13 protein-coding genes are annotated in these 16,212 nt (G+C 58.9%); 1 reads left to right on the top strand and 12 read right to left on the bottom strand.

The window, feature by feature from the left end; all coding sequences use genetic code 11:
* Positions 1–3: 3 nt before the first annotated feature.
* The 10 genes from ABD815_RS12505 to ABD815_RS12460 all read right to left on the bottom strand — a co-directional run bounded on the left by ABD815_RS12505 (position 4) and on the right by ABD815_RS12460 (position 10,764).
* Positions 4–633 carry a TRAP transporter small permease subunit gene (locus ABD815_RS12505; RefSeq protein ID WP_344847543.1) on the bottom strand — a complete coding sequence of 210 codons (630 nt, stop codon included), beginning with the start codon at positions 631–633 and terminating at the stop codon, positions 4–6.
* Between the two features lie 79 nt (positions 634–712).
* Entirely contained in the window at positions 713–1,723 is a 1,011-nt protein-coding gene (locus tag ABD815_RS12500; protein WP_344847542.1) for a C4-dicarboxylate TRAP transporter substrate-binding protein, read from the bottom strand.
* A 414-nt stretch (positions 1,724–2,137) separates the two neighbouring features.
* Positions 2,138–3,736: a hypothetical protein gene (locus ABD815_RS12495; RefSeq protein ID WP_344847541.1), complete on the bottom strand. Its 1,599-nt coding sequence runs from the start codon at positions 3,734–3,736 to the stop codon at positions 2,138–2,140.
* Between the two features lie 47 nt (positions 3,737–3,783).
* On the bottom strand, positions 3,784–4,599 hold the full coding sequence (locus ABD815_RS12490) for a hypothetical protein (protein WP_344847539.1): 816 nt from the start codon (positions 4,597–4,599) through the stop codon (positions 3,784–3,786).
* Positions 4,600–4,873: 274 nt separating this feature from the next.
* Complete coding sequence (locus tag ABD815_RS12485; protein ID WP_344847538.1) at positions 4,874–6,631, bottom strand: SulP family inorganic anion transporter; 1,758 nt, start codon at positions 6,629–6,631, stop codon at positions 4,874–4,876.
* A 54-nt stretch (positions 6,632–6,685) separates the two neighbouring features.
* A complete protein-coding gene (locus ABD815_RS12480) occupies positions 6,686–8,362 on the bottom strand; it encodes a bifunctional protein tyrosine phosphatase family protein/NAD(P)/FAD-dependent oxidoreductase (RefSeq protein ID WP_344847537.1) in 1,677 nt (558 codons plus the stop codon).
* A 118-nt stretch (positions 8,363–8,480) separates the two neighbouring features.
* Positions 8,481–8,897 carry a protein tyrosine phosphatase family protein gene (locus tag ABD815_RS12475; RefSeq protein ID WP_344847536.1) on the bottom strand — a complete coding sequence of 139 codons (417 nt, stop codon included), beginning with the start codon at positions 8,895–8,897 and terminating at the stop codon, positions 8,481–8,483.
* Between the two features lie 64 nt (positions 8,898–8,961).
* The gene (locus ABD815_RS12470) at positions 8,962–9,852 is read right to left on the bottom strand and encodes an MBL fold metallo-hydrolase (RefSeq protein WP_344847535.1); all 891 of its coding nucleotides are present in this window, start codon (positions 9,850–9,852) and stop codon (positions 8,962–8,964) included.
* A 32-nt stretch (positions 9,853–9,884) separates the two neighbouring features.
* The gene (locus ABD815_RS12465) at positions 9,885–10,328 is read right to left on the bottom strand and encodes a DUF6691 family protein (protein ID WP_344847533.1); all 444 of its coding nucleotides are present in this window, start codon (positions 10,326–10,328) and stop codon (positions 9,885–9,887) included.
* 1 nt (position 10,329) lies between these two features.
* A complete protein-coding gene (locus ABD815_RS12460; protein ID WP_344847532.1) occupies positions 10,330–10,764 on the bottom strand; it encodes a YeeE/YedE family protein in 435 nt (144 codons plus the stop codon).
* Positions 10,765–11,232: 468 nt separating this feature from the next.
* Here ABD815_RS12460 and ABD815_RS12455 point away from each other — a divergent pair, with 468 nt between their 5' ends.
* The gene (locus ABD815_RS12455; RefSeq protein WP_344847530.1) at positions 11,233–12,327 is read left to right on the top strand and encodes a Hint domain-containing protein; all 1,095 of its coding nucleotides are present in this window, start codon (positions 11,233–11,235) and stop codon (positions 12,325–12,327) included.
* A 43-nt stretch (positions 12,328–12,370) separates the two neighbouring features.
* Here the strand turns inward: ABD815_RS12455 and prfB are convergent, their stop codons facing one another.
* Together prfB and ABD815_RS12445 are read right to left on the bottom strand one after the other, a co-directional pair.
* Positions 12,371–13,495, bottom strand: coding sequence for a peptide chain release factor 2 (gene prfB / locus ABD815_RS12450; protein ID WP_344847529.1), 1,125 nt, complete (start codon positions 13,493–13,495; stop codon positions 12,371–12,373).
* An 80-nt stretch (positions 13,496–13,575) separates the two neighbouring features.
* A complete protein-coding gene (locus ABD815_RS12445; RefSeq protein ID WP_344847528.1) occupies positions 13,576–16,083 on the bottom strand; it encodes a penicillin-binding protein 1A in 2,508 nt (835 codons plus the stop codon).
* Positions 16,084–16,212 lie beyond the last annotated feature (129 nt).

Raw genomic sequence — 16,212 nt, 5'->3', positions numbered from 1 at the left:
CCCCTAGTCGTCGCCGGAGACCTGCGCGGCCTCCAGAGCGGCTTGTGTGGCTGAATCTATCGGCAGAGGCACGGCCACCGGATGCTCGGTGCCCGAGAAGATGGCCTGAATGTAGGCGATGATCTGGATCACCAGACGCGCGCAAAGCACGCTGAAGGCGACCGGCACGACCAGTTTGGAAGGCCAGAGTGGCAGGCTGATATCCATGGAACTGTCGCGGCTCCACAGGGGGGATGCGAAATCAAAGCTGCGCTGGAAATGTGCCCATGTGCCCCAGACCATCAGGACCATGAACACAAGGATCGCGAAGGTGGTGATCAGCTCGGCCACGAACAAGGGCCGACCCTTTAGCGCGCCGACGAGCATGTCCATGCGCACATGCCCGCCGTTGCGTTGGGTGTATGAAATCCCCGCGAAGGCGATCAGCGGCATCGCCTGTTGGATCCAGTCGATATATCCGGGCAATGGTTGTTGAAAGAAATTGCGCCCGCCGACCGAAATGACCGCGAGGATCATCAGGCCAAAGACGGTCAGACCGCTGACCAAGGCGAAGACCTTTTCGACTTCGTACAGTCTTTGGTCGAGCCGGCTTAGCCTGCTGCCATCCGTTAGAACTGTGCCCGCTCCAGCCATCTCGTGCTTTCATTTCATATTGCAGAATAGTGTTTCCGCCCCGCAGGTTACGGGGCGGAATTCAGGTCAGTTCGCGCGTTTATTTGGACGCGGCAACCATGCCTGTCACGAGGTCATAGAGCTCTTGGGCCGCCAGACCGCGTTTTGCGTTTTGCGCAATCCACTCGTCGGCTGCGGGGGCAGCTGCGGCGGCTTTGAAGGCGGCCAGATCGTCGTCCGAGAACGTAACCTTTTCGATCCCTTTTTCTTCGACCATCGGGCCCCATTTGGCCATGGTTTCCTCGTTGTAATAGGTGATGTAGTGGTCGAGCGCCTCGGGAACCGAGCTATCGAGGGCTTCGCGTTCCGCGTCGCTCAGGGCCTCATAGGCATCGATATTGACGACCACAGGACAGTTGACCGCACCGGGGTTGAGGTTGGTGGTCCACCATGTGGCAATCTCCGCGGTGCCAAAGGACATATGCGCATGGGGCGCGAAAGACGCCGCGCGGATCACGCCGCTATCCATACCCTGACGCACTTCGGTGGCCGACATGGAGGTCGGGACCGCGCCTGCAGCCTCCATTGCCGCGCCGATCCCGCCCGTGGCGCGCACGGTGAGACCTTTGAAGTCCGCGATCGAATGGGGCGCATCGCCCACGCCGGCGAGGTTGTATTGCGGCAGCGGCGAGGGCATCAGGAGTTTGGCATTCCAGCGCGCGAGGTCTTTGACCGTGTCGGGATGCGAATAGACCGCCATCGACACGTCGCGTTCGAGTTCCAGAGAGTCGATGCCGAGGAACGGCAGTTCCAACACGGTGATCGAGGGGTTTTTGTCGGGGTGATACCCGGCACAGAACTGCGCCATTTCGAATGCGCCGATGGAAATCCCGTCGAGGTTCTCGGTGTTCTTTGACAACCCGCCGTAGGAAATGTTCAGGGTGAATTCGCCGTTGGTTTTTTCCGACACCAGCTCGGCGAGCTTTTCCACGTTTTCGGTAAAGGCGCGCCGTTTACCCCAGAGCGATACGTTCCATTCGGTCGCCAGCGCTTGTGTGGCGAAACCGGTGCAAAGTGCGACAGCGGCCGCACGGCTCAGATATTTGTTCATGTTGTCCTCCCAAAGACAGGTTTTATGTCCATGGGAAGTATGATGGCACATTTCAACGGAAACAATGACATATACCGTAAGGTGTCAGCGGTTTTAGCCGTGAGGCTCCGCAAAGTTATAAAAATTCGTCGCATGGGCTAAAGAACAGTGCTTTTATCAAGCCTCGCAATGTCGATCTTTTCGGTGAGCGTTCAAAGCGTGATTGCGAGCGCTCGGGCTCCTTCGCCCTTCCCGAGCTTTGTGCTCGATTAAGTCTCAACATTAAGTCTCAAAATATAGACGGACGCCCGGCAGCCCGTCTCAAAACGAACTTACGCAATCGGAGACTATGCCCGGACTGCGTATTTCGAAGTGTCTGGATCCGTTTACGTGCCTACCGAACCGCCTTGCAGCAGGGAATGTCGACCGGATTCATCATACCCTACCGCCGCGCAACTGTACGAACTTTTGCTTAACGGCCTCAAGGTCACCTTGGGCTAGTTCTTCTATCGTGGCCTCGCTATCCCGCTTCGCGACAAATTTTATGTCTTCCACCGTAGGCAATTTATGAAGATCGGGAGAACTGCGTGCCACAATGGCCCAAAACAAACCCCGTCTGCGCCGCCAAGGAACAGCTGTACACATCGAAGCCGCAAAAATCGCCCGGTCATTCGCGGGCGGGACGCGGAATTGGCGGGTGAAACCCAAATATGCGGATTGTGTATTTGGGAGGGTATTTTCCATGTAGTTAAAATCATGAAGCATCAGTTTTGCCGCATCGGGAAGCTTTTCGAACCAACTGGCGAACCGCGCCTCCCTGTCCTCGATTTCAGCAGGCGTATTTCGTGCAACCTGACATCTGATTACCGCATGCTCGGCATCATCAATTTTCTTGGCAGGCCACCAGACAGCAGAACATATCTCCAACATGTTTCCGGTGATGAGGATGCCGCCTTCTGGCAATCGATCCAGATACCCGCGGTTTTCGGTGTTCGGCATTCGCCCGATGCTGCCAGTTGCAATAACGTATTGCAGCCCTTTGCGCCGGAATTCCTTTTTATTTTGCAGGAATGATCCCTTGTGGCCGTCTTCAGGCACGACCGACGTGACTTGGAGCCCCGCGCTTTCTCCCAACGCTGCCGCGATATTCACATCAATAGTTTGGTTCCAGGTACTTGCAAAAACATAACTTTTGAGGCGGTCTGATGCTGCCAGATCGCTCTGTGCCGCAGCGAGAACCATTTTGGAATCGTATCCGCCGGACAGAAGGAAACCAGTGTCATTATGCGCCACAAGGGCGCGGACGTTTGTTTTGAGGCGTTCAACAATTAGATCGGCAAGATCGCGACGTGGCAGGTCAAACCTGTCGAAATCACCTTCTTTGGGCCAAAACCGATGCATTTCCAGGGAGGCGAGATCCAGATAATGGTTGGCAACACTTCGACGGACATGCCGATCACGGGTCATCCCAAATCCATAGGAACCCTTGTACACATCTGTTGTTGTTTGAGTTCCAAAACAGTCGGCGCCCTTCACGATCGCCGCGTTATCGAAGGCCGGATTTTCTTCTAGCGGGCGATGGAGCGACAAAAACAGGCTGGAGGCAACACATTTGGTCTCGGGGTCATAAACAAAGCCAAAAGAGCTGACCGGGTCGGGATATGCACGCGCATCGGTTGGTGTCGCAAAGAACGCCATGAACCGGCCAGCGGCCCATTTGATAAAGGCCTCCGCCGCATCAAAGAACGATGGCGTATCCACTCCGCCGTCCAAGGGTGTCGTGCCACTAAGATAGGTTCCATCCTCGGCTACAGCATGTCCAAGGATAACGCCGCATTGGACCCCATTGGCGTCTGTCACTAGGCAGGTATGCAAAGAGGGGCAAAACGAAACGCGCCAGTCAAAAATTATGACGCTTTCAAAGCCTTCGGGAGGTGGCACATCAAGTGGCGCAATGTGGTATTGGTTGCGAAATGTCTCCGCAAAATCGAAGCCATGTGCGTCACATTGTTCTTCAGCTACTGTTCCCCTCACCTGTGCGTAAATCCCTATTTTTTATTGATTATTCTCGTTTCTGCTCTTTAGTCGGGCTGTATACCTTCAACAGCTAGGAGAAGCTCTCGCTTTTGTTTTAGCAACTCCCCATCATCTTTGACAGACTTGTTTAGGTCGAGCAGCCGTGCGTTGATGTCTTTGGATTGTCCTACGCGCTGGGGTGGCGTTTTCTCCAGTTGCGTCAGGACATTCGCGGGTAAATCCAACAAATCAACGATCGCGGATCCGGGGCCAAATTGTGATTGAGTCAGGTCTTCTAAAGAACGCGCGACGACGTCCACATTGTTCAGAACCTCAGAAATTTTCTCGATCTCAGACACTAGATTGAATTTGGCGTCAAATCTGCCTTCGAACTCGCCGAAGCTTTCGACGACCCGCCTATTGCGCAGATTGTGTTTGTAGGCGCTGCTCAGAAAGCTATCGCGTCCACGTGTCGTGAACAGCATGGTGATCGGGGTGTCCTCTCCGAACTTGTTGCGCGTCGCTTTCACCAAGAACCAGAGCAGAGGCGCCGCAGAGGTGGCATAATCCGTGACGATTGAACCGTCATCCCGGACGTCACCGACCATACGCCCGGCGAGCGACTCTCGGGACACGACAATTGTGCCGGCGTCATCAACGCCATCGAGAAAGCCCAGAACAGACCGTTTGAACTTTTTCAAAGTCATTGGACCTGGATTGCGCCCGTAGCGACGTCCGGCCAAAGATAGAGCCCCCATTTGCGGGCCGAGATAGACTGATATGTCTTGTTGGGCCAAACGTTGTCGATTTGCGTTCAAAAATGATTGGAGACTGGTCGTGCCTGTTTTGTGGAAACCGGGATGGATTAGGAACTTCGGCATGGCACCTCAAAGCGGGAACAGTTTTCGTCCATAAGTCGGTCTTGTAGCCGCTTCGGGGGCATTGATCTAGAGGTCGGCGATGTGCCCGTGCCCGCAAATCCACGACGCTCGCATTGCATTCCTGCCTCGGCATTTTCGATCTGGCATGCTCTAGGGATGCCACGATTTTCGTGAAAAACAAACGACAGATGGTCATGCACCTAGGCATCATCTGGGTGAAAACCGACCAAGCAGGAAACCAAAAGGCCCTCCGGTTGGGAGGGCCTTTCGCGTTTTACTCTGCCGCTTTGGGTTTGGGCGTTTGGTAGGTGACGTCCCCGAGCGCCTTCATCGCGGCGAATTGGGACAGGAACACCTGACCTGTGAGTTCGTCGAGGAAGTGGGACTTTTTCAGACGGTCCATGACGGGGCCTTTGACCTCCGAGAGGTGGAGGTTGATGCCACCGTCCGAGAGACGTTTGTTGATCTCTTCCAGGGCTTCGAGGGCGGATGTGTCGATCTCGTTCACCGCAGGGCACATGAGGATGACGTGTTTGAGGGCGTCGTCGCCTGCGATCCGGTCGAGGATGTAATCCTCAAGGAAACGCGCGTTTGCGAAATAGAGGCTTTCGTCGACGCGGATCGTGGCGACGGCTGGATCGGTGAGCACATCGTGGCGGTTGATGTTGCGGAAGTGCTCGGTGCCCGGGACCAGACCGACCTCTGCCACATGGGGGCGCGAGGTTTTGTAGAGGTGCAGGCCGATGGACAGGATCACGCCCGCCGAGACACCGGTTTCCACGCCAAAGCCCAGCGTGAGCAGGATGGTGGCGAGAACGGCGGCAAAGTCGGCTTTCGAGTAGCCCCAGGTGCGTTTGAGGATCGAGAAGTCAACGAGGCTGAGCACCGCGACGATGATCGTGGCCGCCAGTGTGGCGATCGGGAGGAAGTAGAGCAGCGGTGTGAGGAAGAGCGCCGCGAGCGCGATACCGACGGCGGTAAAGGCACCGGCGGCGGGGGTTTCGGCACCGGCGTCGAAGTTCACAACCGAGCGCGCAAAGCCACCGGTCACGGGATAGCCGCCGGAGATCGCGGCCGCAATGTTGGAGGCACCCAGACCGACGAGTTCCTGATCGGGGACGATGCGCTGGCGTTTCTTGGCGGCCAGCGTTTGGGCCACGGAGACGGATTCCACGAAACCGATGATGGAGATGAGAACGGCGGAGCCGAAGAGTTGCGCCCAGATTTCGCCGGAGAATTGCGGCAGTGTCAGCGGTGGTAGGCCACGGGGCACGTCGCCGACAATTTTGACGCCGTGATCGGAGAGGCCAAAGACGAAGGCCGCGAGTGTGGTGACCACGACGGCGGCGACGGGGCCGGCCTTGGCGGAGATATCGGCCATGCGCGGGCTCAGGCCACGATCAATGAGCATGGGTTTGAGCCCCTTGCGCACCCAGAAGAGGAATGCGGTGGCTGCAACGCCGATCACCAGCGTGATCAGGTTGGTTTCGGGCAGGTGTTCCCAGAGCGCTTCGAGCATTTCAGGCAGGGTGTGACCGGAGGCCGAGACCCCGAGGATGTGTTTGGCCTGCGAAGTGGCGATCAGGATACCCGAGGCGGTGATGAAGCCCGCGATCACCGGATGGGACAGGAAGTTGGCGAAAAAGCCGAGCCGGAAGAGACCCATCGCGAGCAGGATCAGCCCCGACAGGAAGGCGAGCGTGATGGCGGCGGCGGCGTATTCTGCCGTGCCCTGCAGCGCGAGGTTGCCCACGGCAGCGGCGGTCATCAGGGAGACAACGGCCACAGGGCCGACGGCGAGCGCGCGCGAGGTGCCGAAAATCGCATAGGCGACCAGCGGCAGGATCGACGCATAAAGGCCCATTTGTGCCGGCAGCCCCGCCAGAAGCGCGTAGGCGAGCGATTGCGGGATGAGCATGATGGTCACGATCACGGCGGCGATGCCGTCATTTGCGAAGGTGTCCATGCGGTACTTCGAGCCCCAGTCGAGGATCGGGAAATACCGTTTGAGGGAACGCGGGTCAAAAGCCACGGGGTTAGTCCTTGTATTGGGTGCGCGGCCCCCTGCGGGGCTGCGCCAGTTCCATTATTTCGCCGATACTTTTTCCGGCTTGATCATCCATTCCTTGCCGCGCAGCATTGCTTTCCAATAAACCGGCGGGAGGATTTGTTCCTTTAGAAACCATGCCTTACGGGTGGCTTTGGTGCCATCGAGCATCCATTTCGGGAAGGATGGCAAAAGCACCCCACCATAGCCGAACTCGGCGAGAACAATTTTGCCCTTCTCGACAGTCAGCGGGCAGGATCCGTAGCCGTTGTAGGCGGATTGCGGCCCCTTTCCGTCGATATCGGCGGCGATGTTGTCGGCCACGATGGGGGCCTGCATGCGCGCGGCGGCGGCGGTTTTGGCGTTCGGGGCGTTCATCACATCCCCGAGCGACCAGATGTTGTCGTAGGTTTTGTGGCGCAGCGTGGCCTGATCAACGTCGACCCATCCTGCCGCATCGGCCAGAGGCGAGACGGCAATGAAGTCGGGTGCCTTTTGCGGCGGGGTGACGTGGATCATGTCGAAATCCACGGTGACACGGGTGGGCTCGGTATCCGGTTTGATGATCTCGAAAGTGGCAGTTTTGGCCTGCCCGTCAATGGCGACCAGATTGTGGAAGAAGTCGAGATGCGCGTTGTAGCGTTCGACGTATTCCTCAAGCGCGGGCACGTAGTCTTTGACCCCGAACAGCACCCCACCGGCATTCATGAAGTGGATGTCGACATTGCCGAGAACGCCCGCCGTTTCCCAATGCGAGGCGGAGAGATACATCGCCTTTTGGGGTGCGCCGGCGCATTTGATCGGCATCGGTGGTTGGGTGAAGATGGCTTTGCCACCACGCATTTCGCGCACCAGCTTCCATGTGTAAGGCGCGAGATCGTAACGGTAATTCGAGGTCACACCGTTTTTGCCCAGCGTATCGACGAGCCCGTCGACCGCAGTCCAGTCGAGTTTCAATCCCGGACAGACGACGAGGCGTTCGTATTTGACCACGCGACAGCCATCGAGGATGACGGCGTTATTGTCGGGTTCAAAGGCGGCAACGGCGGATTTGATCCAATGGACACCACGGGGAATGAGGCTGCCCATGGTTTTGGCGGTGGTTTTGGCGTCAAAGACGCCTGCCCCGACCATGGTCCAACCGGGTTGGTAGTAGTGGATGTCGGCAGGGTCGATGATGGCGATTTCGAGGTCGGGTTTGCGCGATTTGAGCGAGGATGCCGCCGCGATGCCCGCCGCGCCGCCGCCGACGATGACCACATCGAAACGGGCGTCTTCTGCGCTATCGGTGGGGGTTTTGCCACCGTTGGCGATGCGGCGCGCCACGCCGGACATGTCGTAGCCTGCGGCCTTGGTCGCGGCCAGGATATCGACGACGGATTTCTCCTTGGCCATGGCGAGCGACCACAGCGTGGTGGTGCGCGTGCCGGTGCGGCAGTAGCCGAACACCGGTCCGGGCAGATCGATGAGGGCCTGACCAAAGGCAGCCGCGGTCTCTTCGGTCACGATACCGGGGGTCACAGGGAGATAGCGGAATTCGAGACCAGCGGCCTTAGCGGCGGTTTCGATTTCCTCGGCGGTGGGTTGGTCGGCGGCTTCGCCGTCGGGACGGTTACAGATCACCGCCCGAAACCCGCGCCGTGCAAGTTTTGCCATGTCTTCGGGGTGGACCTGCCCGGAAACAGACAGGCCGTCGGAAATTTTCTTGAGCTCCATAGCGCGTCTCCTCGCGTCAAAGCGGCCTTTGGGGCCGCTCGGATGCGGGTCCCTCTCGCCATGTCTCGCCCGCATATGCGGGGTCAATTCAATGTGGCGGGAGGGATGCGCGCCTGCGCTACTCTCCCGACAGATGCATCGCGACGGGGCTCAGGTCATAGCCGGCCCCTGCCGCCTGCTTTAGTATCTCTCCCCCGTCGACCTGACCGGCCTGCGACAGGCCCCAGGCGAAACAGGACCGCGTACCGGAGCGGCAATAGGCGTAGACGGGGCCCGTCTGCTCGGCGAGAACCTGACGCATGCCGTCCACGGTTTCCGACGAGAACCCGCCCGGATAGATCGGCAGGTAGATGGCCGCCATCCCGTGGTTTTTGGCCGCGTCGATCATCACATCAGACGCCAGAGCCGCATCGACTTCTTCATCGGGACGGTTGATCACGAGGGTTTTGAAGCCCTTCTCAGCAAGTGTGGCCACGTCTTCGGGGGTAATCTGACCGCTAACCGTGATGGCGTCGTTGATCTTGTTAAAATCCAACTTGCGTCTCCTGAACTGTCTGAGGGCCGGCCGGCCCGATGATCTACCGGCCGGCCCTGACAGATCAGAGCCCGTTGACCGGTACCTTCAAGAATTGTTTACCGTCCTGATCGGCTGGCGGCAACTCGCCTGCACGCATGTTCACCTGCAGCGAAGGGATGATGAGGCGCGGCATGTCGAGCGTGGCATCGCGTTCTTCGCGGAATTTCACGAAGTCGGCTTTGGTTTTGCCACCACCCACGTGGATGTTGTGCTCTTTTTCCGCACCAACGGTGGTTTCCCATTCGATGTCGCGTCCGTTCGGGCCGTAGTCGTGGCACATGAACAGGCGCATGTCGTCGGGCAGTGCGAGCACTTTCTGGATGCTGTCGAACAGGATCCCTGCGTCCCCACCCGGGAAGTCGGCACGTGCCGAGCCACCATCGGGCATGAACAGCGTGTCACCGGTAAAGGTGGCATCACCCATCGTGTGGGTCATACAGGCCGGCGTGTGACCGGGTGTATGCATCGCAAAGCAATCCATGCTGCCGACTTTGTAGGTGTCGCCGTTCTTGAACAGGCGGTCGAACTGGGACCCGTCGCGTTGGAATTCGGTGCCTTCGTTGAAGACTTTGCCGAAGGTTTCCTGAACCGTGACGATATGTTCGCCGATGCCGATTTTCCCGCCTACTTTGTCCTGAATATAGGGCGCAGCAGAGAGGTGGTCGGCGTGCACGTGGGTTTCGATCAGCCACTCCACCTTGAGATCGTTGTCCTGAACATATTTGATGATCTCGTCGGCGCTTTCGTAGGTGATGCGGCCGGCGGCGTAATCAATGTCCATGACGCTATCGACGACAGCGCAGGCGTTGGAGTTGGGATCTTTGACAACGTAGGAAATGGTCCAGGTCGCGGGGTCAAAGAAGGCTTTCACCTCCGGTTTCACGGACATGTCAATCGGGTAGTTGGAAGGCATGATATCTCTCCTCTCGATACGTCTATGCTACGTCACGCTGCGCGACGCTCTGCGCGCAGTGCCGATAGCTTCATCAGGTATTTCGCGGTGAAAATCCCCGCCACGAGGGCGACAAAGAACACCAGAACCGCAGGGTCGAGCGTGCCGATTGCAGGCAGGGCGCCGCCCGGGCAGAAACCGGCAATGCCCCAACCGATGCCGAAAACGGCTGCGCCGCCGACGAGTTTGGTGTCGATGACACGGCTGGTCGGCAGGTTGAATGCCGGCTCGAACGCGGGGCTGTTCCAGCGGCCGAAGACGAAACGGTAGCCGATGAATGCAGTCACCACAGCACCGCCCATCACAAAGGCGAGCGAAGGGTCCCAAGTGCCTGCAACATCGAAGAAATTCACAACTTTGGCAGGGTTCGCCATACCGCCGAGGCTAATGCCAAGGCCGAATACGAGGCCGGAAAGATAGGTCAGAAAATGTTTCATCTCAGATCCCTCCGATGATGTGGCGAACGACGTAAACGGTGATGCCGGTGGTGATCATGAAGGTGATCGTGGCGACGATTGAACGCGGGGAAAGCCGCGCCATGCCGCACACACCGTGGCCCGACGTACAGCCAGAACCAAAGGTGACGCCGATACCGACGATGAAGCCGCCGATGACGAGTGCCACTGTGCTGACGGGCACGTCGATGGCGAGTGCCTCACCGGTCAAAAGCCGGAAGGCCAGCGGGCCTGTGACCATGCCGGCCAGAATCCATGCGCGCCACGCCCAGTCAGACGAGCTCGATGGTTGAATAAATCCGGCGAGCACGCCGGTTGCGCCGAAAACGCGTCCCTGAAAGGCCATCAGCATAACAGCCGACAGCCCGATGAGGAGGCCACCGATCAGTGACGCCCATGGAGTAAATTCCGTAATCATTTAGCTAGCGACCCCTTTTGCGGGGGCGAAGATTGCCCGTTTCATTATGTGCGTTTCCTTGTTTTTGCGCAGTGCTTGGAATCATAGATATCCCATTGAGCCGAGGGCTTCAGTGAGTTTGTCACATAAGATGCAATACTGTGAATTTGACGGGGCACAAGGCGCATAGCGGCCATGTGCGCAGGAGACGATGGGGGCATTTGGGGGCGCGGTTTGCGCCCTGCCCGACCTGACGCGGCACACCGGTGCCACCCCCGATTTCACCCCGCCCCACGACGCCTCAAAGGCACCTTCTATACGAATGGACAGTGTGACTATCCGTTAAGCACGATGGTTGCGGGAGGGTGGTCTTGGTAAACCGCCCATGAACTCGGCCGTGTTGCACCTGCATTCACCACCGCGGGACGTCGAAATCACGTTAATCGGTTGCGCCCTATCTCGGCGCGGATTTAATCAGAGGGTCGCGCCGTGGGCTATTCGATCAAAATGTATGACGCGAACGCGATGTTCGTGACGTCGCCGTGGAACCCCGCGGATGGGTGGACCGGCAGCGATTTCATCACATGGTCCAAGACCGGTGACCATTTCGGCTGGGGCGCGGGCGGTGTGACCTTTTCCAGTTTCGACAGTGGTGTGACCGTCGCGGTGAGCGATAATGACACGCTCTTTGAAGACGATGATGCGAGCTGGAACAGCTCCACGCCTCAGACACTGACGGATGTGACAACCATCGGCTCTACGACCTATACCCAAGGCGTCGATGTCGAGGACGAATACGAAGTCACGCTGCGCGACCCCGACACGAACATCGAATACCGCCTCGTTGTCGTTTCCATCAACGACACGCCGGCGACATTGACCTTTGAGGGTCCCCTGCCCCCGACAGGTGTCATGCTGAGCTATGTCAGCCATGCCGATGGCCAGTCCATGACACCGCCGGTCTGTTTCGGTGCGGGCACCCTGATCAAAACCACGCGTGGCGAGATTGCGGTCGAAAAGCTGGCCGTGGGGGATAGGGTCGTCACGGCGGATAGTGGTTTGCAGCGGATCAACTGGATCGGTCTGCGCAAAATGAATGCGCAGATGTTGAACGCGGCCCCGCAGTATCGCGCGATCCGGATCCGCGCCGGAAGCCTCGGGGGGAACACGCCCGAAATCGATCTGATCGTCTCGCCACAGCACCGGATTCTGGTGTCCTCCAAAATCGTCGAACGCATGTCGGGCGAACAGGAGGCACTGGTGGCGGCCAAACACCTGCTCGGTCTTGAGGGTGTGGATATTGCCGAGGATCTGGACGAGGTGACCTATGTCCATTTCCTGCTAGAGCGCCACGAGATTGTGTTCTCCAACGGGGCTTTGACGGAGTCGCTCTACACCGGCGCGGAAGCGATGAAGTCGCTCAGTGAGGATGCGCGTCAGGAGATTTTCGGGCTCTTTCCCGAACTGGCCATCACGGGCACCGTCACGGTTCCCGCGCGCAGGCTTATGAACGGTCGCGAGGGTCGCAAAATGGCCCAACGCCACGTCAAGAATGGCGTCGAGGTTGTGCGCCGCGCCTCCTGAGGCGCAGAGGGTCACTCATCGGACATCGATAGAATGAGAGGTGTTAGTCCTCTGCGCGCGCATCCGCACGCGATTTTCCTGCCACGTCCTGCGCCAGTGTTGCGGCCATAAATGCGTCGAGATCACCGTCGAGAACACCCTGTGTGTCAGAGGTTTCGTGGTTGGTGCGCAGGTCTTTGACCATCTGATAGGGCTGCAAAACGTAGGAGCGGATCTGGTTGCCCCAGCCTGCGGAGCCCTTGTTTTCATGCGCCTCGTTGATCGCCGCGTTCCGTTTATCGAGCTCCATCTGGTAGAGCCGCGATTTCAGGGCCTTCATCGCGATATCGCGGTTCTGGTGCTGGGACTTCTCGGAGCTGGTCACGACAATGCCGGTCGGGTGGTGGGTGATACGCACCGCCGAGTCCGTGGTGTTCACGTGCTGGCCGCCTGCGCCGGACGAGCGGTAGGTGTCGATGCGGATATCAGACGGGTTCACGTCGATGTCGATGTTGTCATCCACCACCGGATAGACCCAGACGGAGGCAAAAGACGTCTCGCGCGTGCCCTTGCCGAACGGTGAAATCCGCACGAGGCGGTGCACGCCGCTTTCCGATTTGAGCCACCCGTAGGCGTTGTGGCCGGTGATCTTGTAGGCGCAGGATTTGATCCCTGCTTCGCCGCCGGCTTCCTCGGATTGAAGTTCGACTTTGTAGCCGCGCTTTTCGGCCCACCGCACATACATCCGTTGCAGCATGGAGGCCCAGTCACAGGCCTCTGTGCCCCCCGCGCCGGCGTTGATTTCGAGGAAGGTGTCGTTGGCATCGGCTTCGCCGTCCAGCAACGCCTCGAGTTCTTTTTCGGCGGCTTTGGCTTCGAGCGCCTTCAGCGCCTTTTCGGCCTCTGCGACGACCTCTTCATCCTCTTCCATCTCGCCCATTTCGATGAGTTCGATGTTGTCGGACATGTCCTGTTCGATGCCTTTGGCCACCGCCACCGCGTCCATCAATGCCTGACGTTCGCGCATCAGTTTTTGGGCGCGCGCCTGATCGTCCCACAGCGTCGGGTCCTCGATCATCGCGTTGAATTCTTCGAGGCGATGGGGCGCGGTGTCCCAATCCAACCGCTGCTTGAGCAGTGCGACCGATTTCTCGATTTTGGCAATAGAGGTCTGGATTTCTGCGCGCAAGGTCTCTGCCCTTCGGGTGGGGTGCTTTCAGGTTCAGGGACAGATACTTGTCCCGCGCGTCGCGTGCAAGGGGCGTGGCCCTAGTATAGCCCGCCCGAGGAGAGCGAATTGATCGTCGCCTTCTTGGGGATTTTGATCGTGCCGCCCGATTCCGTTTTCACCTCGCGGTCGCCATCCTGCGGTGCGACGGCATTGAACATGGGCAAATCCGCCCCCATTGCAAAGCCACCGTCAAACAGCACGCCGAACACCGGCTCTTCGCCGTCGCGGAAGTATTCGGCCACGACGTTCGGGCCGGAGGCATCATCAGAGAGGCGCGCACCGGTGAAGCGGTCGATTTTGATGAAACGCCCACCCGGGGGCACACGGAATTTGCCGCCGCCGTATTTGCGCACCGCGTCCTGCATGAAGGTGTTGAACACCGGACCACAGAACCCGCCGCCCGAGGCCCCGGGCATTTCACGCGGCGTGTCGAAACCGATGTAGCAACCCGCGACGATGTTGGAGGTAAAGCCGACGAACCATGCGTCTTTGCCGTCGTTGGTGGTCCCGGTTTTACCGGCCACGGGCACGGGCAGATCAACGCGGCCCTTGGCGGTGCCGCGCTGGACGACGCCCTGCATCATCGACGTGAGCTGATAGGCGGTGATCGCGTCGATCACCCGTTCGTCGGAGGAGAGGATTTTGGGCGCGAAACCGGGGTCGAGGCTGGCGAGTTTGCATTCCTCGCAATCGCGTTGGTCATGGCGGTAGATCGTGCGACCGAACCGGTCCTGAACGCGGTCGACGAGCGTCGGTTCAACGCGTTGGCCCCCGTTTGCGAACATCGCGTAGGCGGCCACCATTTTGAACAGCGTGGTTTCCTCCGCACCAAGCGATGAGGCCAGATATTGCCCCATCTGGTCGTAAACGCCAAAACGCTCCGCATAAGACGCGACCACATCCATACCGACCTCTTGGGCGAGACGAATGGTCATGAGGTTTCGCGACTGTTCGATGCCTGTGCGCAATGGCGTGGGGCCATAGAACTGGTTGGAGGCGTTTTTGGGACGCCACACACCCTGCGGCGTGTTGATTTCGATCGGGGCGTCCACGACGATGGTCGCCGGTGTGAACCCGCTGTCGAGCGCTGCGGCATAAACGAAGGGTTTGAACGAGGAGCCGGGCTGACGCGTCGCCTGTGTGGCGCGGTTAAAGACCGAGTTTTGGTAGGAGAACCCGCCCTGCATCGCGATCACGCGACCGGTATGGGTGTCCATGGCCATAAAGCCGCCCTGCACTTCGGGGACCTGACGCAGGGTCCAGCGGATCAGGTCGCCCTGCCCGTCATCGCCCGTCGTCATGCGGCGGATATGGACCACATCGCCGCGTTCGAAATTATCCACGAAGGAGCCGCGCATCCATGCGATGTCGTCGCGCGGAACGCTGACTTCGCCCTGCCCTTCGACCATGACGGTGATCGATTGATCGCCTATCTGATTGACCGCGCCGACAGACCAACCGCCATCAAGGGTGACGTCACGCGCGACGCGCACTTCGGCGAGCACAGTTTCCCATGTGCCATCGTCCAGTGTTGCAGGTTCGATGGATTTTCCGGTGCCCCGCCAGACACCACGGTCACGGTCAAGTTGTTCCAGACGCGCCTGCAGAGCCTGCGCTGCTTTGGATTGCAATTCGGGGTCTAGAGTTGCGCGGATCGACAGGCCGCCTTCGAAAAACTCCTCTTCGCCAAAGTCCTTGGACAGTTGGCGGCGGATTTCGTCTGTAAAGTAGTCGCGCGGCGGCAGGGCTTCGCGGAAGCTTTCGTAATCGCCGCTTTGGACCGTGCGGATCGGGGTCGCCTTGGCCGTTTCGTATTCTTCTTCGGTGATATAGCCGTTCTCGAACATCTCGCGCAGCACGAGGTTGTTGCGCCGTTCCAGCGCCGCGTCGTAGTTTTTCACGGGATGGTAGCTGTAGGGCGCTTTGGGGTGGACGGCGAGAAACGCCGCCTCTTCGATTGTCAGGTCGGACAGCGATTTGTTGAAATAGGTCTGGGCAGCGGCGGTGACCCCGAAGGAGCGCGCGCCAAGGTCGATTTCGTTGAGGTAGAGCCCGAGAATTTCGTCCTTTGACAGCGTCTGTTCGAGACGCGTGGCGAGGATGATTTCCTTGATCTTGCGTTCCGCCGAGCGATCCGAGGATAGCAGGAAGTTCTTCATAACCTGCTGGGTGATGGTTGATGCGCCACGCAGGCGCCCGCCACGGGCCGCATCCAGAGCCGCCGAGGCCATGCCGCGCAGGTCGTAGCCGTTGTGGTTGTAGAAATTGCCGTCCTCGGCCGAGATGAACGCCTGTTTCACCAGATCGGGGATCTCTTCGGGGGGCGTGTAAAGACGACGTTCACGCGCGAACTCGTCGATGATACGGCCCTCGCCGGAATAGATACGGCTGATGGTCGGGGGTTGGTATTGCGCCAGTGCTTCGTGGTTGGGCAGGTCGCGACCGTACATGTAGAACACGGCGCCCACGATGAGAGCGGCGAGAATCGCCCCCGTGGTGACCCACGAGAAAATCGTGCCGAAAAACGAGAATACGAAGCGTGTCACAGTATTTTACCTTCAAGAACTCTTCTCAGCGCGCCCGCGCGGTGTCCAGATTGGACCTTTATAGAGAAACCGGCGCGGGGGCAAAAGCAGATGCGCCCCCTGCACCGGAATGTGAGCGGTCGTGCGCCG

The sequence above is a fragment of the Celeribacter arenosi genome (assembly GCF_039539485.1).
In the GTDB taxonomy this organism is placed as follows: domain Bacteria; phylum Pseudomonadota; class Alphaproteobacteria; order Rhodobacterales; family Rhodobacteraceae; genus Celeribacter; species Celeribacter arenosi.
The sequence above is the reverse complement of the archived record's forward strand: the minus strand, read 5'-3'. Positions and strand labels throughout refer to the sequence as shown.